This window comes from Streptomyces sp. NPDC059455, assembly GCF_042750115.1.
Taxonomy (GTDB): Bacteria; Actinomycetota; Actinomycetes; order Streptomycetales; family Streptomycetaceae; genus Streptomyces; species Streptomyces endocoffeicus.
In genome coordinates, this window is sequence record NZ_JBHYVB010000075.1 from 1 (window position 1) to 18,299 (window position 18,299).

Annotated in this window: 12 protein-coding genes; 7 read left to right on the forward strand and 5 right to left on the reverse strand. The window is 71.2% G+C overall.

Features of this window, described 5'->3' with window-relative positions; genetic code table 11:
- Positions 1–108: 108 nt before the first annotated feature.
- Positions 109–2,373: a hypothetical protein gene (locus ACFXB5_RS25195; protein WP_385211717.1), complete on the reverse strand. Its 2,265-nt coding sequence runs from the start codon at positions 2,371–2,373 to the stop codon at positions 109–111.
- Positions 2,374–2,778: 405 nt separating this feature from the next.
- On the opposite strand from ACFXB5_RS25195, the gene ACFXB5_RS25200 reads away from it, so the two are divergent.
- From ACFXB5_RS25200 to ACFXB5_RS25210, 3 genes are read left to right on the forward strand one after another with little or no spacing between them, the layout of a single operon-like run.
- The gene (locus ACFXB5_RS25200) at positions 2,779–3,930 is read left to right on the forward strand and encodes a hypothetical protein (RefSeq protein WP_385211719.1); all 1,152 of its coding nucleotides are present in this window, start codon (positions 2,779–2,781) and stop codon (positions 3,928–3,930) included.
- Entirely contained in the window at positions 3,927–5,534 is a 1,608-nt protein-coding gene (locus tag ACFXB5_RS25205) for a substrate-binding domain-containing protein (RefSeq protein WP_385211721.1), read from the forward strand. The genes ACFXB5_RS25200 and ACFXB5_RS25205 overlap by 4 nt, the downstream gene beginning before the upstream one ends.
- Positions 5,524–6,312: a hypothetical protein gene (locus ACFXB5_RS25210; RefSeq protein ID WP_385211723.1), complete on the forward strand. Its 789-nt coding sequence runs from the start codon at positions 5,524–5,526 to the stop codon at positions 6,310–6,312. The genes ACFXB5_RS25205 and ACFXB5_RS25210 overlap by 11 nt, the downstream gene beginning before the upstream one ends.
- 30 nt (positions 6,313–6,342) lie before the next feature.
- Here ACFXB5_RS25210 and ACFXB5_RS25215 read toward each other — a convergent pair whose 3' ends face one another.
- The gene (locus tag ACFXB5_RS25215; protein WP_385211724.1) at positions 6,343–7,203 is read right to left on the reverse strand and encodes a helix-turn-helix transcriptional regulator; all 861 of its coding nucleotides are present in this window, start codon (positions 7,201–7,203) and stop codon (positions 6,343–6,345) included.
- 146 nt (positions 7,204–7,349) lie between these two features.
- Here ACFXB5_RS25215 and ACFXB5_RS25220 point away from each other — a divergent pair, with 146 nt between their 5' ends.
- The 3 genes from ACFXB5_RS25220 to ACFXB5_RS25230 all read left to right on the forward strand — a co-directional run bounded on the left by ACFXB5_RS25220 (position 7,350) and on the right by ACFXB5_RS25230 (position 10,259).
- Positions 7,350–8,225 (forward strand): SDR family NAD(P)-dependent oxidoreductase, encoded by an 876-nt coding sequence (locus tag ACFXB5_RS25220; RefSeq protein WP_385211726.1) that lies wholly within the window; start codon positions 7,350–7,352, stop codon positions 8,223–8,225.
- 320 nt (positions 8,226–8,545) lie between these two features.
- On the forward strand, positions 8,546–9,334 hold the full coding sequence (locus tag ACFXB5_RS25225) for a VC0807 family protein (protein WP_385211728.1): 789 nt from the start codon (positions 8,546–8,548) through the stop codon (positions 9,332–9,334).
- A 127-nt stretch (positions 9,335–9,461) separates the two neighbouring features.
- Positions 9,462–10,259, forward strand: coding sequence for an SAM-dependent methyltransferase (locus ACFXB5_RS25230; RefSeq protein ID WP_385211730.1), 798 nt, complete (start codon positions 9,462–9,464; stop codon positions 10,257–10,259).
- 55 nt (positions 10,260–10,314) lie between these two features.
- Here the strand turns inward: ACFXB5_RS25230 and ACFXB5_RS25235 are convergent, their stop codons facing one another.
- The 3 genes from ACFXB5_RS25235 to ACFXB5_RS25245 form a co-directional block, all read right to left on the reverse strand.
- Positions 10,315–11,904, reverse strand: a complete 1,590-nt coding sequence (locus tag ACFXB5_RS25235; protein ID WP_385211732.1) for an ABC transporter substrate-binding protein — start codon at positions 11,902–11,904, stop codon at positions 10,315–10,317.
- Between the two features lie 6 nt (positions 11,905–11,910).
- Positions 11,911–13,971, reverse strand: coding sequence for an ATP-binding protein (locus tag ACFXB5_RS25240; RefSeq protein WP_385211734.1), 2,061 nt, complete (start codon positions 13,969–13,971; stop codon positions 11,911–11,913).
- A 182-nt stretch (positions 13,972–14,153) separates the two neighbouring features.
- Positions 14,154–17,372 (reverse strand): NACHT domain-containing protein, encoded by a 3,219-nt coding sequence (locus ACFXB5_RS25245; RefSeq protein WP_385211735.1) that lies wholly within the window; start codon positions 17,370–17,372, stop codon positions 14,154–14,156.
- Between the two features lie 158 nt (positions 17,373–17,530).
- Between ACFXB5_RS25245 and ACFXB5_RS25250 the strand changes: the two genes are divergently transcribed.
- Positions 17,531–18,259, forward strand: a complete 729-nt coding sequence (locus tag ACFXB5_RS25250) for a WHG domain-containing protein (RefSeq protein WP_385211737.1) — start codon at positions 17,531–17,533, stop codon at positions 18,257–18,259.
- The last annotated feature ends 40 nt before the right edge of the window (positions 18,260–18,299 follow it).

Here is an 18,299-nt window from a genome sequence, read left to right on the forward strand (position 1 = left end):
GCCCCCACCCCCCGTCCGGGACCCCCACTCACCCCCCCCTGGGGGGTGGTGGGGGGTTCCCCCTGTTTTGGGACGGGGCGGGGAGGGGAACGGCCCGCCGCAGGCGTCCTAACCGCGGGCCGCGGCCACCGTGAACGCGCTCTTCACCGTCTGCGTCACGCTGTTGCCGTCCGCGTCGGCCCCGGTGACGCGCAGCGACGCGTCCCGGCCCACCGCCGCGTCCGGTGTGGTCCAGTCCGCGCGGAACCGGCCCTTGCCGAGCGCCGTGACGGCCGCCGCCGTCCACCGCTCGCCGCCGTCGAAGGACACCTCGACCCTCGCCTCGGTGACCGCGGGCGCGGGCGCGGCCGCCCCGCCCGGTACGTGCCCGAAGCCGACGACGAGATGGTCGTCACCGGCCGGGCTGGTGCCGTCCGGCGCGGCGTCCAGCCGGTAGTGCGGGACGACGACCGGCAGCGCCGAGCACTCGGCGGGCCCGTCGTACTCGCCCGCCTCCGACACGCACGTCCAGTTGTCCGGCACGGTCTGGGCGCCCGAGTGGCCCGAGGCGAAGGTCCACTCGGTGTGCGTGGTCAGCGACTGGTGGAACTCGCCGTTCGTCCTGGTCTGGTCGTACACCACCGTGTACGGGGCCGTGCGCGGCGGCACGGCCAGGACGCCACCGGAGACGCCGTCGCCCTCGTACAGGGTCGTGTTGCCCGAGACCACCGCGAAGTGCGAGGAGGTGATGTCGGACGGGACCGCGAGGGCGTGGTGACCGGCGGAGTCCATGACCGTGCTCAGGGAGAAGGTGAGGGCGTCGCCCTTGCGGCACGCCGCGCAGTACCACGTCTCGTCCGCGGCGGCGCCCGGCGCGGGCTCGGTGAAGCCCGGGGCCAGCGGGCCGCGCAGCCAGTCGACCGTGGTGGTCCGGCCGGGCCGGAGGGTCTGCTTCTCGGACACGAAGCGCCGCTCCCCCGCCTTGAGCCAGCCTTGGTAGGAGGCGCCGGGTGAGCCGCCCACGTACTCGATCCGCCGCGCCGGTGTCTTGAACGGCTCGGACAGCGCCTCGCCGCTCGATTCGTACGGCAGATACATCAGGCGTGCGACCTCTTGGGCACGGCCCGGCGTATCGCTGTGGTAGTTGGTCCGCACGGTGGTCAGTTGGCGCCCGGTGACCTTGTAGTGCTGGTTCTTCGCGATCACACCGGCGGGGTTGGCCAGCTTGAGGTCGTAGGAGTAGGGCGTGGCCGCGTCCGCGGGCGCCTTGCGGTGGGTGTAGACGTTGAAGCGCAGATCGCCGGTGGTGACGGGGCGGTTGGAGGGCTGTACGTAGACGGGCGCGCCGCTGGACACGCCGACGCCGCCGTTGACCGCCACCTCTCCCTTGGTGTCATCGCGCAGGTAGTGGAGGATCAGCTGGTGTTCCTCGGCCGGCCGCGGGGTCGAGAAGGTGACCCGCTCGGTGGCCTTGCGCAGGTCGAGCACGACATCGGTCCCGGTGGCGACGTCGGGGACGGTGAACTCGGCGGTGGCCATGCGGATGCCGGTCGACTCGCCCGCGCTGTCGAAGGCCGGGGCGGAGACCATGGCGCTGTAGCGGCCCGCGGGCACCTCGGCCTTCGCCTCGCCGTCGACGGCCTGGAGGGACGGCTCCCGGTAGAGGGCGGCGTCGTCGACGTTGGCCAGGGCGAACGGGGTGGTGCCCGGGAGGGGCTTGCCGTCCGTACCGAGCACGGTGACCTTCACCGGGTGGTCCGCCCGCGTGTGGCCCGCCCGCGCGGGCGGGCGCGAGGGGGCCTGCCCACCGGCCGTGGCGACCGCCGGTACGACGGAGGTGACGCCGCCGAACAGCGGGCCGTCGCCGACGGAGCCCTCCGCCGCCTCGGCGCCGGCCTGCTTCGCCAGCGCCGCGCCGAAGGCGGGACCCGAACGCGGCGCCGTGGCGCCTCCCTTGGCCTCGACCCGTACCGGGGTGGTGGTCACCCCGGCCTCGGCGAGGGCGGAGACATTGAACAGCGCGGGGTCCAGGGTGCGCCCCAGATACGGCAGCGCGGTCAGCGGAATGACGAAGACATCGTTGTCCAAGCGGCGGGTGACATAGTCCGCCTCGGCTCCCGGCCGCGGCGCCACGACGACGCTCCCGTCCGCGCCGAGCGTCACGCGCTCACCGGTGACCAAGGTGACGGTGTGGGCCGTGGCGTCAGGAGCCGGGGAGGCCACGGCCGTTGGGGTGCGCTCCGTGGGGGCGGCCAGGGCGCCGGGAGCGGGGCCCGCCGTCAGCCCGAGGGCGGCGAGGACGCATCCGGCCGCGAGGGCGCGGGCGCCGCGCGCTCCGACTCCGTGCGCTCCGGCTCCGTGCGCTCCGGTCCGTCTGATCCGTCGGTACCACATGAGGCAGATCCTTCCGTGACGGGGGATCAAGGACGTTGACGCCCACAGGTTCGTCTCCGGAAGAGATCACTTACAGGTACGGACCAAAGCTGGCCGAGAAGTGCCGCTCTGCGGCGTTAACCGAGCGCCCGTCACCGCCCGGCGCCCATCACCGCCCGCCACCTCCGCCCCTCGCGCCACCTCCGGCCACCTCGCGCCACCACCTCCCTGGAGCGGCCACGGTGAATTCGGCCCTCATCCCTATGGAATTCACGCATCCGCCAAGGCCAAAGGAAAGGATCTTTCCCCTTTCCCAGGCAGGAGGAGCCGGTGACCGCCGAAAGATCCAACGCGGAGGAGCCACGTTTAAGCATCCGTGGCCCTTCGCGACGCCTCCCCCTGCGGGGCCGCGCCCTCCGTTCGCTGGTGACCGCGCTCGCCTTCCCCGTGGCCGGGCTGCTGGCGCTCACCGCGGGAGGGCATCTGCTGCTCCCCTTCGACGGGGTCATCACCCTCGAAGGCAAGATCGCCTCCAAGTCGGAGTTCTTCGAGGACGAGAAGGTCCAGCGCATCCTGATGAAACACGGCATGCGGGTGCACATCACCCGTATGGGTTCCCGGGACATCGCCACCACCGGCTTCGACGGCTACGACTTCGCCTTTCCGTCCGGCCAGCCCGCGGCGGACATGATCAAGAATGACCGCAAGCGCGAGAACGCCTACGCCAAGGGGCACTCGGCCTTCGTCAGCCCCATCGTCCTCGCCACCTACCGCGAATACGCGGAAACCCTGCGGGACAACGGTCTCGCCAGACCACGGCAGGGCATGGCCGCGGACGAGAAGAGCCCGCTCTACTACACCCTCAATATGAAGAGGTTCATCGGGCTGAGCGCGGGCGGGAAGAAATGGAGCGATATCGGCATCGAGAAGCACCGGACCACGAACGGCAACCGGATCCTGGCCCAGACCTCGAACATCTGCGAGGCCAACCACGCCGGGACGTATCTGGGTCTGGTCGCCTTCGTCGAGAACGGGAACTCCGTTCCGACGGACAACGCGGCGGCGGACCGTGTGGCCCGGATGATCAAGCCGACCCTGGTGTCCCAGGGGCTTCCCTCGGAGCAGATGTTCAAGACGTACGAGGTGCCCGAGGGAAAGGGCCTCGCCCCGATCGTGGTGGTGTACGAGCACCAGTACTTCGCCTATCAGATACGGCAGCGGCAGCAGACCGGAAAGCCCGACTCGCAGCGGGTGCTGCTCTATCCCTCGACCCAGTTCCTGACCGAGCCCGAGTACATCGCGCTCACCCCCAAGGGCGACCGGCTCGGGGAACTGCTCGCCAGTGATGAGCAACTCCAGCGCCGGGCGATGGAGTTGGGCTTCCGGGTCCTGGACTCCAGCGGCAAGGCGACCAGCACCGAGCTGTACCGGTTCCTGGAGGACCAGGGCATTCCGGCGCCCGCCTCGGCGGCCGACGACACCAAGGCGACACTGCCGAGCCTGCCGCTGCTGGAACGGATGATCACGTCCGTCGGCGACTGCCCGCCGCCGAACCAGACCCCGGAGACGGCCTCATGAGGCGGCGTCCGCACCGCCGGGGTCCTCGCCGCCGGGCTCCTCGCCGCCGGGTGGTCCTCGCGCTCTGTCTGGCCCTGCTCGGCACGGCCACCGCCTGTGGTTCCGGTGACGAGGAGTCCACCACCCTGCATGTGCTGGCGAGTTCGGAGCTGCGGGACATGGAGCCGCTGCTGGACGACCTGCGCCGGGACACGGGGGTGGACCTGGACATGGAGTACAAGGCCACCGTGGACGCCGGGGACGGGCTGAGGCCGGGTGCGTACCACCACGACCTGGCCTGGCTCTCCTCCGACCGGTACTTCCAGCTCAGGCTCAAGGAGTCCAGGAGCACCGCGAAACCGCTCTCCACCACGACCATGCTCTCCCCCGTGGTCGTCGGCGTGAAGCCGGAGACGGCGAGGGCCCTGCGGGCGAGGGCGAAGGGCGGACAGGTGTCCTGGGCGGACATCGCCGACGCCGCCGCCGCGGGCTCGGTGCGCTTCGGCATGGCCGACCCCAAACGCACCAACAGCGGCCTCTCCGCGCTCGTCGGCGTCGCCACCGCCGCGGCCGGGACCGGCAGCGCGCTCCGCGCCGAGGACATCTCCTGCGACCGGCTGCGCGGCTTCCGCACCGGCCAGAAGCTCACCGCGGACAGCAGCGCCGACCTGCGCGAGCAGTACATCGCCCACCAGGACCGGCTGGACGCCCTGATCACCTACGAATCGGAGCTGCTCTCGCTCAACGCCGGCGGCAAGCTCCACGAGAAGCTGGAGATCATCTATCCGAAGGACGGCATGGTGCTGTCCGACTATCCGCTGCTCCTCCTCGACCCGGCCAAGCACGAGGCGTACGACAAGGTGGTGAACTGGCTCAAGAGCGCCTCGACACAGAAGAAGATCATGGAGCGCACACTGCGCCGGCCGCTCGGCGCGGACGTGCGCAGGGACCCGAGGCTGCGGGCGGATATCGGCAACGCGCTGTACTTCCCGGACCAGCGGGCGGTGGTGGACCAACTGGTCGAGGACTACGGCGATCCCCGGCTGCCCACCGCCCGCCACGTGATCTTCCTCCTCGACTTCTCCACCTCGATGCGGGGCGCGCGAGTGGCCTCGCTGCGCGCGGCGTTCGCCGGACTCAGCGGTGCCGACACCTCCGCCACGGGGAAGTTCGTGCGGTTCTACCAGGGTGAGCGGGTCACCGTGATGCGCTTCGGGGGCCGTGTGCTCGCCGAGCGCGATATCACCGTCGACGGGCGGCGGGACCTGGACTCCGTGAAGTCCTTCGTCGCGGCGGACGACTTCGACAACTCCACCGCCATCTGGTCCGCGCTGGACCATGCCTACGGAAAGGCGTCCGGCATCGCCCGCGACCACCCCGGACAGCCCATCTCCATCGTCCTCATGACGGATGGGGAGAACACCTCCGGCATCACCCGCCAGGAGTTCGAGCGCCGGTACGCGGCACGGGCGGAGACGGTCCGCGGCGTCCCCACCTTCCCGCTGCGGTTCGGCGAGGCGGACACCGCGGAGCTGACCCGGGCGGCGCGTACGACGGGCGGGCGCATGGTGGACGCGGGCGCCCGCTCCCTTCCCGAGGCCTTCAAGGAGATCCGTGGCTGTTGACAGCGGAATGTGGTGGAGCGTCTGGTGGCCCTGGATGCTCGTGTGGCTGGTGACCGCGGTGAGCCTGATCGCCGTCGTGGCCTGGCTGGCGGTCCGGGTGCACCGGTACCGCAAACGGCTCAGATCGAGCCCGGAGAAGCCCACGGAGGGCATCTGTCTCTACCTCCACGACCGGGCCATCATGAACCTCTACGAGATGGGCCGTTACGAGAAGGCGCTGGAGCGGGAGGTCCAGCACCGGATCACCCGCACCGCGGACGGCTCGCTGCGGGCCCGGCTCTTCGGCGTGGGCGTCAGCGGCGGCCGGAACGTCAGCCGCGAGGAAATCAGCATGTACATCGAGAGCGCCAAGCCCATCACGGCGATCGGCCTCATCGTGGACACCCTCGAACGGACCGACGCCATCGTCCACGGCGACCTCAGGACCGGCACCATCACCCGGAACCACGCCCTGGAACGAGCCCTGGACACGATCGACCGCCCGGGCCCGGGGACCGCGGAGAGCGTCCGGCTGCGCGACATCGAGGACTTCGTCTCCATCAGGGGCCGGTTCCGCAAGGCCGGCCAGACCTCCTCGCGCACCGTCTTCCTCGCCCCGTACGGCGACCCGGAGGACCCGGCCGAGGGGCCCCAGGTGCGCGTGGTCTGCGCCACGGACGGGCTGCGCAACGACGACAGCCATGAGGGCACGTTCCCGGCGCGCTGCCTGGGCAAGGTGCGGGACTGGAACCCGGGGACCGGTGAGCTGACCATCGAGGCCATCGCGATCTTCAGCTAGAGCTGCCGGTGGCCGGCCCCGCGGGCGGCCTCACTCGGTGTGGGCGGTGAATTGGTCGGTGCCCAGCACGGTGAGCAGGTCGAGCTTCTCGTGGCTTTCCGTACCCGGCGTGGCGGTGAAGATGAGAAGCGACTGGCCCTGGTCCGGCTCGAGCAGGAGTTGGCAGTAGAGGTCCAGCCGCCCCACCTGGGGATGGACGAATCGTTTGGTTTCGCTCCACCGCAGGCCCACCTCGTGGCGCTGCCACAGCTGGGCGAACTCGTCGCTGGTGCTCAGCAGGATGTCCACCAGCTCGGCCGCGGGGGAGCCGGGCCCGTCGCGGCTGGCGGCCGCGCGCAACAGCGCGGCGTTGGTCCGGCTGTTGTGGTCGTGCTCCTCGGGGTGGTACCGCTCACGGGCGGCCGGATCGGTGAACCATCGGTAGGTCGCGCTGCGGGCGTTGCCGGTGTACTGGGTCTGGTCACCGAGCAGTGCCACCGCGGACGGCGTCTGCAGCAATGTCTCGCCCAACGGGCCCATGACCTGGGCAGTGGTGCCGGCCAAGCCGTCCATGACCCGCATCAACCCGGGGCTCACATGCTGAAGCCGCAGGTCACGGCGGGCGGTGCGATAGCCGGCGAGCAGGAAGAGATGATCGCGTTCATCCGGGGTCAACCGCAGGCCGCGGGCGATGGCCGCGATCATCTGCTCCGAAGGTTGCGGCCCGTCGCCGCGTTCCAGCCGGGCGAAGTAGTCGGCGGACATGGTGCACAGCTCCGCCACCTCCTCGCGGCGCAGGCCCGGGGCGCGCCGGCGTTGCCCACGGAGCAGTCCGACGTCCTCCGGCTGCAGCGCCGCACGCCGGGTACGCAGGAAGGCGCCCAGGGACGAGCGGTCAAACGTATGGTCCATGGCCCCATCGTTGACCATTCGGCGCGGCTCAGCCACGACCTGCCATTCAGTGGTTCCGCATGTCCTTCCGGCGCCTGCCGTGCCGCGAGTTCACTGTCGTTGCGATCACCGGTCGCCCCGAACCGCGAACCACGGAGCCAGGACCCATGACCAGTTGCACGACGACCAGTTGGACGGCGAACGACCTCCCGGAGATGACCGGCCGTACGGTGGTGATCACCGGCGCCGGCCGTGGCCTCGGCCTGATCACGGCACGTGAGCTCGCCCGTGCCGGTGCCCGCGTCGTGCTGGGGGTGCGCGACCCCGACAAGGCCCGCCGGGCCGTCGCCGACCTGCCCGGCACCTTCGACATCCGGCCGCTCGACGTATCGGATCTGACCTCGGTGCGCGCCTTCGCCGACTCCTGGTCCGGCGACCTCGACATCCTGATCAACAACGCCGGTGTGATGGACATCCCCGCCGCGCGCACCGCCGACGGCCTCGATCTGCAGACCACCACCAACCACACCGGTCCCTTCCTGCTGACCACCCTGCTGCTCGAGCACATCACCGACCGCGTGGTGCACGTCACCAGCGAGCTGCACAAGCAGGGCCGGATCGACCTGGCCGACCTCGACTGGCGGACGCGCAAGCACAACGGGATGCAGGCCTACCAGGCGTCGAAGCTCGCCGTCGTCCTGTTCTCGCTGGAGCTCCAGCGCCGGCTGACCGCCTCCGGAAGCCCGGTCCGCTCGGTGCTCGCCAGCCCGGGGATCGCCCGCACCACGCTGGCGTCCCACTCCCGGTCGAACGTCATCAACCGGCTCACCTTCCTCACCAACGCCCCGGAGCGCGGAGCGCTGTCGCTGCTCTACGCCGCCACCCAGGACGTCCCCGGCAACTCCTACATCGGGCCGGACGGTCCGGGCGGTTTCCGGGGCTCCCCGACCGTCCGCCGGCCGGGCAAGGCCGGCCTCGACCCGGCCATGGCCGGCCGGCTGTGGGACGCGACCGCCGAGCTCGTCGGGCCGCTCCCGCAATGACCCGCTATCAGGGGGCGCGGCCGGATTTTCCGGCGTACCGTACACACCAGAAACTCCCGTTAACCGGACGGTGTTCACAAAAAGCTTTTCTCAGGGCCACTCAGCGCAATGGACTGTGACTTCTCAAAACACCCGAGAGGGCGACGGAATGCCGTTCCGAGCGACCACTTGACCGCTACACCCGACTTGAAACGGCCTTCCGTCGAGATTTTGGCGACATTTGGCGTCCCGGCACTGTCCTCTTACGACATGACTGCTTTAGGTTTCTCTTTTCTCGCACGACCACGCACAGCACCACCAGGCACACTTACAGGGGAACCGTGCTCACTCAGGACTCGACCAGTCAAGGCGCCTCGAGCGCATCGGAATCGGATACGCAGGCGCCACAGACCGGCGAGCGGCCCAAGGCGCCCGCCCGGTCCAAGAGGGCCGCCATTCTCGGCTGGGCCGTCACGCTCAGCCTCAATGTCGTCGCACCGATCATCACGTACAAGGCACTGCGCGACCACGGCTTCAGCGAATTCGCCGCGCTGCTGATCAGCAGCGCCTGGCCGGTGGTCGACGGCGCCGTCCACCTCGCCTGGCGTCGCCGCCTCGATGAACTCGCCATCGTCACCCTGGTGTTCATCGTGATCACGGCCGTAGTGTCGACCGTCGGCGCGCACTCGGCCCGCGCGCTGCTGATCAAGGACTCGTGCGTCACGGGGCTGTTCGGGGTGCTGTGTCTGGCGACGCTGCTGGCGCCGCGCCCCCTGATGTTCTACTTGGGGCGCAAATTCGCCACCGACGGCACCGAGGCGAGCACCGCCTGGTGGAACGGCCTGTGGCACGTCGATGGCTTCCGCAAGGCCATGATGACGATGACGACCGTCTGGGGCGTGGCCTACTGCATCGAGTCCGCGGTCCGGGTCGTGCTGTCGTACACCCTCAGAACCGACACCATGGTGGTGCTGAGCCCGGTCCTGATCTACGCCGTGCTGGGCTCCCTCGGCACCTGGACGGCCCTTTACGGCAAGCGGTCGCGCCGCAAGGGCCAGGCCCGCGCTGCCGCCGCGGCTGCGGCAGCGGCGGAAGCGAAGGCGGAGCCGACAGCGGCGGCCGAGGCCTGATCTGCCGCCTGACAACGGGAGGCCGGGCGTGGAGAACTCCGGCGTCCGGCACCGGGGTTGGTGTGGGAAGCTGTTCGCCAGTCGAACGCGGGCGGGGGCCGTGACGGTCGTCGAGAGGAACACTGCGTTGACGGAGAACGGCTTCCGCGCCGAGGAGATCGATACCTGCAGGCCGCATCCTGCCCGGATCTACGACTACCTCCTGGGCGGCAAGAACAACTACGAGGTGGACCGCGAGGCCGGTGACCGGCTCGCCGCCGCGGCACCCGAGGTGTGGAGCGGCGTACGGGCCAACCGCGACTTCCTGCGGCGCGCCGTGCGCCATGTGGTCGACAGCGGCATCCGGCAGATCCTCGACATCGGCACCGGGCTGCCCAGCTCCCCCAATGTGCACGAGATCGCCCGCGAGTTGGCGCCGGATGTGCGCGTCGCGTACGTCGACAACGACCCGATCGTCAACACCTACGCCAATGTGCTTCTGCGCGGCTCGGCCGCGACCAGCATCGCGCTCGCCGATCTGCGCGACCCGCGGGCCGTCCTGGACCACCCCGAGGTCCACCAGGTCATCGACTTCGACCGGCCGGTCGCGGTGCTCCTCGTGGCCATCGTCCACTTCCTCACCGACGCGGAGCGGCCCGAGCGGGTCGTCGCCACCCTGCGCGACGCGCTGCCGGCCGGGAGCTTCCTGGTGCTCTCCCACGCCACGGACGACTTCGCCGACCGCAGCGCGGCCTCGGCCGTCTACGACGAGGCCACCGCCACCTTGAGCCTGCGGTCCCGCGACCGGATCGAGCGGTTCTTCGACGGCTTCACCCTGGTCGAGCCCGGTCTGGCCGAGGTCCCGTTCTGGCGCCCGGACGCCCCGCCGCCGACCGGGCCCGGGGAGGTCGGCTACTACGGCGGGGTGGCGCGCAAGTCCGGCTGAACCACCGCGCGCGGTCCGCGGTTGGCGTCAGGTCGTCAGCGAACGTCAGGGCACGTCAGGAGGGGCAGGCGTTCTTGGTGCCGTTCCGGTAGGTGCGGTAGAGGCCGGGCGCGCCCGGATCGCCGGAGCGGACGCTCGACGGGAACTCGACCACGGGCACGGGTTTGCACACGGCCCACTGGTCGTTCTTGCCCGGCCCCTCGAACCCGTAGGTCCCTCCGGCGCCGACCAGGCAGGAGCTGCACCCGTCACCGGCGATGCTCGGGATGATGAGGGTGTTGTACACATCGTCCTTCGTCGGGATGCTCAACGCCTCCGGCGCCTTCTTGCCGCCCTCGTTGATCTCGGCGAAGGTGCGGTCCACGGCGCCCGCGAGCAGCGTGAAGGCGTCGTGGTACATCACGGCGTAGCCGTCGTCGAGCGGCTTGTCCCCCAGCTTGTGCTGCTTTTGGATCTCCTCGAAGCGGTCCAGGAAGCGGCCGAGCGCCTTCTTGGGCTTGGACTTCCCCGCCCACCAGGCGGGGTCGACGGCGGAGGCGTCGACGATCGTGGCGCGTGCCTCGTCCAGCCAGCGGGCGGGCGCGTCCCCGGTGAGCGTGGGCTCCAGGCCGATGCCGACCTTCAGGATGCGCAGCGTCGTGGTGCGCCCGCAGCTGCCCTCCTGCGCCATGCGCTCCATGAAGGCGGGGAGGTCCTGGTCGCGGCCCGCGAAGAAGACGGTGTCGGACTTCTCGTTGCAGATCTTCTGGACGGCGTCGGTGAACCGCTGGGGGATGCCCTTGTCGGTTCCGGAGGTGCCGGTGAAGTTCGAGTTGTGGTTGGTCAGGTCGTACGCGTCGCCGAAGTGCCGTTCGAAGACGCTGCGCAGGTTCTGGGAGTAGACGTCCTCGCTGCGGTTGTCCCAGACCAGGAAGCCTCTGTGCCGGGCCGGCTTTCTGTCCAGGTAGAGCTTGAGGGCGCGGGCGAACTGGTCGTTGTTGGGCGACGTCTTGAAGAAGTACGGGGAGTTCATGTTGGCCGCGGTGATGACCGGGCCGACGGTGGGGATGCTGTGCTTGCTGAGCGCGGCGATCGCCTTACGGGTCTCCGGGGTACTGCTGGGGATGCCGGTCACGCCGACCAGTGGCGCCCGGGTGTCCTTGGTCAGCTCGGCGAGACGGTCGACGACGGGCTCCCATTGGTCGAGGTTGCGGCCGTCGGGGGCGAGCAGCAGCTGGTAGTGCGGTCCGCCGAAGCGGTTGGCCTGCCGCTGGGCGGCCAGGGCACCCGCGATGCCACGGCGGATCATGTCCGCCGTCATGGCGCTGTGGTCGTCCGCGGTGAAGGGCATCATCAGCGCGATCCGCACATACGGGATCCTGGGCCCGCTCGGCGGGTCCTGCCAGTCCCGCTTCACCCGGGCGTTCTCGTCCGCCACCGCACCGATGAGGCTCTCGATGCCCGGGTCCGCCTCGAAGGCCTCCTCGGTGACGCCCACGCAGTCCCCGTCGATGTCCCGCAGGTCGTCACCGCACCTGCCGGGGCCCTGCGCCACATTGACGGCGACGGTGATCGCGGCGGCTATCAGGGCGCCGATTCCGACGACGGCCAGCCATTCGAGCGGCCCCCACTCGCGAGGATGACGGCGGAACAGACGGAGCAGCATGCTTCCTCACTGACCGGAGATAGGGAAGGGGCGCTTCTTCCGTGCCGCCGCGGGCCAGTTGCGGGCCGCCTGGCCCAGGACGGCGTGCCAGGACGGATGGCGCGGTGAGAGATAGGCCAGCTCCTCGCCGACCGCCTTGCACATATCGGGGTCCGGCTCGGCGTGCGGCTCGGAGACATGCCACAGAGCGTGCAGCAGCCGGTTGACGCAGCGCTCGATCTCGTGCAGTTCGGCGTACCGGCCGTCGTGCGCGCCGAGGGCGATCTGCATCCGTTCGTCGGTCCACTCCTCGGCCGGTGGGGTGGGCGCGGTGGCGGCGTACTGGAGGCACAGCAGCCAGTGGGCGGCGGCGTTGGCGTCCTTCTCCGACTGGAACTCCTCCGTCAGCATGGCCACCACCGTCTCCGCGTTCCCGGCCGCGAGGGTGTGCCGCAGGGCGTCGGCCTCGCCGCTCTCACCGCGCTGGGCGTGGTGCATCCGCAGGAAGCGGTGGATGTCCTGCCAGCTGCGGCCGTCCTCGGCCCGCGAGGAGGTGCGGCGCGCCTCGTGCACCAGCAGGGTGCGCAGCAGCGCGTCGGTGACCAACGGCTGGTCGGGCGGGGTGAGTTGCTGCCACTGCTGCTCTTCGAGGTAGTCGGTGGCGGAGTTGGCGGGCAGCTGGTCCGGGCCCTGCAGCCGCAGATGCTCGGCCAGCGCCTCGGCCGCGGTGCTGTCGCGGGCGAGCGAGAGCAGGGTCAGCCGGTCGCGCTGGCGCCGGTCCGGGAGCAGTTGCTCCAGGAGCGCCTCGGTGACCGGGCGGCCGTCCTTCGCGTTCAGTTCGAGGAGGTCCCGCGGGTCCACGGGGCGGCCCCGCTTGGTGGCGTCCAGGACCGCGGCGCACAGCACGGTGGTCACCGCGGGGTGCCCGCCGGTCAGGGAGTGCACGGCGGAGGCCAGATAGGGGTGGAGCGGCCGGGCGGGCCAGCCGGGCACCAGGAGGGGCAGGATGTCGTCCCGGCTCAGCGGGGTGAGCGGGACGGCGAGCAGCCCGGCGGACGGGGCCAGGCCTCTGCGCTGCCAGCCGGAGGACTTCACCAGGTCGGGCAGGTCGCGGCGGACCGCGTCGGACGCTTCCTCTGGTAAACCGCCGAGGCGGGTGGCCACGACGACGAGTTCCTCGTGGTCGGGGCGCTCGGGCAGGGCGCGGTGTTCGAGGAGCAGGTCGAGGAAGTCCTGGCCGGGCGGGCAGTGGGCGTCGTCGAGCAGGATGAGCGGCCACGGTTCGCGGTTCCACCGCTGGAGCCTGCCGTAGGAGGAGGCGACATCGTGGAGGAAGGCGGCCATCAGGCTCTGCTCGGCCGCGTGCCGGTAGTCGCCGCCCCGCTGGAACCACTCCCCCAGCAGCACCAGCGGATCCTGGCCGTCCGCGCCCCGCGGAAAGCGCCCCCGGTACCACTCCTGTGCCGCGGCCGGCTGGTGCCGTTCGGTGTACTCGGCCACCACGGCGGCGGTGACCGCGTCCCGGCCCCACTCCGCGTCGGCCTCCGCGTCGATGGTCTCCAGACGGCCCTCGACGGCGGTGGCCCAGGCGTGTCTCAGCGCGTTCTCGTCGCCGCTGGTGAGGCGGCAGGCGAGCAGCAGCCGGGCGAACCACAGACACGCGGCGTCCCGCTGCTCGCCGTTGCCGTGGTACCAGCCGGAGACGGCGAACAGGCCGGGCAGCAGGACGGGGAAGCGACGGCGCAGCGCGGGGGCGAGCCCGCACACCAGCTCCGCGAGGATCTCCACCAGGGTGGCGGCGGTGGGGGCGCCGCCGTCGGCCGGGGCGGGCGGGAAGGGGGCGGATTCGGTGGCCACGGCCCGGACGTGGGCCAGCGGCAGCCGGTCCCGATAGCGCGCCGCCAGCTCCTCGAGGACGGCGCTGCGCCCCATGCCGTGGTACCCCGTCAGCAGCACCACGGGCAGATCTCCCTGGTGCTCCCGGCCGGTCCGGGACCGCTCGTCGTAGGCCAGGCCGGTCAGCCGGGGAACGAGCGAGCGCAGCACCGGGTCCCGGCCATAGAGCGGTGACCCTTCCGATACGCCCATCCCGTTGCGACCCGCCTCAGTCGTCCTCTGCTGCCCGGCAGCCCTGACCTCGGAGACGGGCGGCACCGCTCCCCCGAGACATCAGCCGCTGACATCCGTACCCACTACGCCTACAATCCTGAATTTACCCCTTGGGTAAACATCCCACCAGGTGAACGATGCACCGTCGGAGATAGTGCCGGTCAGGGGTGCGGATAAATGTCGAGGTCGACGCTTTCGGGGAGCGAGTCCGCGCCGCGGATCTCGCCCGGGTAGACCAGCCGCACCCGGCGCAGCCGCCGCAGCCCGGCCAGGGAGGCAAGGTCGAGCTCCGCCACCTGCGACAGATGGATCTCCTCAAGTCCCGGAAGCCGTCGGGCGATCCGCCGCAGCGGAACCGCGACACCGGCCCTGGCCCACACATCCAGATGGGTGACCTGGGGTATCTCGGTGCGGGGCGCGAACAGCAGCATGCTCAGCTGCTGCGGGGAGAGCGTCAGCTTGCGCAGCTGGGGCAACTCGGCGATGAGGGAGCCCCATTCGTCCGGCGTCAGCCGCTCGCTGGCGTCCTGGAGTCGCAGCTCCTCCAGCTCCCGGCACTCCACGATCCCCGCGAGCTGCGCCGCCGACGACGGCAGTGAGAGCAGCCGCAGCTCGGCGGGGCGGGGCAGGTCGGACAGGCCGCGCCAGGGCACCTCCGGCCCGATGAGGAGCCCTTCGAGACGGGGACAGTCGGCCAGCTTCAGCAGCGGCTCGAACTGGGGCAGGTCCCGCAGCTCCAGCCGCCGCAGCCGGGGCAGCCGGGCCAGCGGCGCGGGGTCCTTCACGTTCCGGCAGCCCTGGAGGGCGAGGGTCTCCAGCTCGGGGTAGGCGGAGAGCAGATCGAGGTCCTCCAGCTGGAGGGTGTTGCGCAGCCGCAGCTCGCGCAGCTGCCGCGGGTCGAGCGCGGCGCGGATCGCCTCGGGGGCGAAGTCACCGTGCAGGCCGACGCGTTGATAGCCGGACATGGTGCGCAGGGCCTCCAGCTCGGCGTGCGAGCGCACCGTGACGATCTCCTCGGGCGCGGTGTCGAGGAGCGGCCGTACGATCTCCTCCGCGTACACCTTGGTCTCGAACCGGTCCCAGTGGGCGAGCAGTTGAGCGCGCACCGCGGGCTGGCCGGTGCCCAGGAACTCCCGGAGCCTGGGGATGGCGGCGTCCCCGCCGATCTGGCAGATCGCGTGGACCGTGGCCAGTTCCTCGTCGCCCTCCAGGTCCTTGGCGTCGGGCAGCAGGCCCAGCAGCAGCGGGCCGGTCTGCGCCAGTGACCTGGCCTCCCGGAGACTGCGCGGCGGAAGCAGCCGCGCGGCCCGGTCCTCGATGGCCTCGCGGACCGTGGGCTCCAGGCGGGTGGCCTGTTCGAGGGAGGCGAGCGCGAGGAGCCGTAACCGCGCCTGGATCGTCGCGTCCTGCTCCCGGTCGCCCCGCTCGCGCAGCCGGGTCAGCAGGTCGGCACGCTCTTGGTGTCGAGCCTGTGCGACGGCCATCTGCACCACGTCCTCCCACTGGTCCAGGTGTGCGTTGTTCACCAGCATGCCCATATCGCGCTCTTCCAGCACGGCCCTGGCGCCCAGGAAGTCCTGGAAGGTGCGGTGGATGAAGTTGACCGCGCCCGGGGCGGGTTCGCGCAGCAGACCGGAGCGCTCCAGCAGGTGCTGCAGGGTCTCCTCCGCCGTTCCGACTTCGGCGAGGCGGGGCACGGAGGGCTGCAGCCGCCGCACCACGTTCACCGCGTCCGGGCGGTCCAGCTGGGTCCGCTCGTTGCGGATCAGCCAGTACGCGAGCCTCTGGAGCGGCTCCGTGGCCGACTTCTGGTCCAGGACGGGCTTACGGCTGCGCCCGTAGACCTCGCGCTCCAGATCGCGCCGCTCCAGGAGCATGGACAGGGCCGCCTCGTACAGGGAGGCGCGGCCCTGGGGCAGAAAGCCGCGCCGCTCCCGGTGCAGGGCGCAGATCAGGCCGCACATCAGCGGATTGGTCGCCAGGCGGCTCAGCTCGGGGCTGCTGCGCAGCGACTGGGTGAGCGAGTCGCCGAGCTCCTGCGAGGCCCCGGCCGCCGTGTGCCAGCGCCGGATGAACTGCTTCATGTCGGCGGGCCGCATCGCGGCGAGCGCGAACTCCTGGAAGCCCTCGCGGGCCAGCCAGCCCCGCTCGAGGGCGGCGGGGCGGGAGGTGAGCAGCCACAGATTGCCGGGGAAGACGGCGAGCAGCTTCTTCAGCCAGGCCCGCACCCGGGTGCGGTCGTCCTTCGGGATCTCATCGGCCCCGTCGATCAGGAGCACTCCGCGCCCGTGCCGCAGCACCCGCGCGGCCCAGCCGTCGGGCTCGGTGCCCACCAGCGGGCAGCCGATCCAGCGCAGGAAGTCGTCGGGCATCGGCAGCTCGGAGTCCTTGCGCGCCAGGGTGCGCAGCGGCAGCACGAAGGGGACCCGCCCGAACAGCTGGGACAGCCCGCCCGGCACCCGCTCCTGCTGCGCCGTGGAGAGGGCCAGCCACTGGACGAGGGTGGTCTTGCCGGTGCCGGCGACCCCGCGCAGCAGTACGCGCTCTTGGGTGGCGAAGACCGCCTCGGCCGGGCCCGGCGCCCGGTCGGTCTCGGTGTCCCGGTCGGCGCCGGGCTCGCCGTTCACCACCGGCACCCGGTCGGTGCCATCCCGGTACGGCCTGGCCTGGAGGCTCAGATACGCGGTCTCCAGCGGCCAGTCCTGGCCGTCCGGTTCGCGCAGGTCCACGCCGTAGATGGTGAGCCGGCCGTGACACTCGACGACGTAGCGCGCGTACTCCTCCTCGAACTGTTCGTCCTGGCGGCTGATGTCGGGCAGCCGCCGCAGGATGGCGTCCAATTTCTCGCTCTGCTCCCGGATCTCGCGGCTCTGCTCGATCTGGGCTCGGGCCGCGAACCCGGGCCGCTGGCTGAAGAAGCGCATGAGGTGGACGCAGGCCGTCTCCAGGAGCCGGTCGTGGAAGCGGGCGGCGTCGTCGCTGAGGAGCCTGCGGGTGTCGGGGCCCGCGCGCCGGGACAGCTCGGCGGCCAGCCGCTCCGGGCCGAGCGCGAAGGCGTGCACATCGTCCATGTCGAGATCGCCGAGCGCGTGCAGGGTGCGGGTCAGCGCCTGCCCCACGGAGTCGTGCTCATCGGCGCCGATCGGCGGATCGTGCGGCCCGGCGGCCCGCACGGCGCGGCGGACCAGCTCGCGGGCGAGCTTGTGCAGATCGTCCTCGGTGAGGGTGCGGTGCTCCTTGGCGAAGGAGACGAGCCGGCGGATCGGCACGGGCCGTTCGCCGTACTCCGCGCCGGGCGCGCTCGCGGGCGGCAGCAGCAGTCGTTTGATCACCGGCACGACCACTGCCGACGCGATCCGCAGCCCCACCCCGCCGTCCACAGCAGCCCCTCCCTCGCGGCGTCGGCGCGCGTCCCCCGCCGAGCCCGTGCAACCGCCTCACATCCCGCTCACCATAACCGCGAAGACCCCTCCGGGGTCAGGGTTCAAGTCAGGGTCCGCGGGGCGCGAAGTGCCGTGGCACCGGTACGGTTTGGCCCATGGATGTTTCCGGGACACGTTCCGCCGATGACAACTCCGGGGCTCGGGCGGCCATCACGACCACCGCGCGCCAACTGCTGGTGAAACTGGGCGCCGGAGGGCTGTCCCCGGCCGCCGTCGCCCAGGAGAGCGGTCTTTCCGTCAGCGAGGTGGAAGCCGTCTTCCCGCACCGGGACGATCTGCTGACCGCGCTGCTCATCGACGCCTACAACGGCTCCGGCGCCGCGATGGAGGAGGCCGACCGGGACGCCCGGGACGCGGGCGCGTCGGCGGGCGCGCGAATGCTCGCGGTCACGCGGGCGCTGCGCCGGTGGTCCTTCGCCAACCCCGGCGAGTTCACGCTGGTCTACGGCTCGCCCGTGCCGGACTACCACGCCCCGCAGGAGACCGTCCCGCCCGCCTCGCGCACCCCCGCGGTGCTGGCCGGCATCGTGCGGTCGGCGTTGGAGGCCGGTGAACTCACCGCGCCCCGGCGGCAGGTGCCGGGGCCGCCGCTGCTGCTGCCGGAGGCGGTGCACCTCTTCGGCGGCACGCCCGAGGCCCCGTTCTCGGACGTCATCGAGCGCGGCATCGTGCTGTGGAGCAGTCTGATCGGGCTCCTGGTGTTCCAGGTCTTCAGCCGCACCCATGACAGCGTCCGGGACGAGGCCGCGTTCTTCGACTATGCCGTCGCCGTCGCGGCCGAAGGGATCGGACTCGTGGTTCCCTTGGGCGAGAACACCGACTGAACCGTTCGCCGCGTGCGCGGCACCTGTGGGGGAAAGGGCC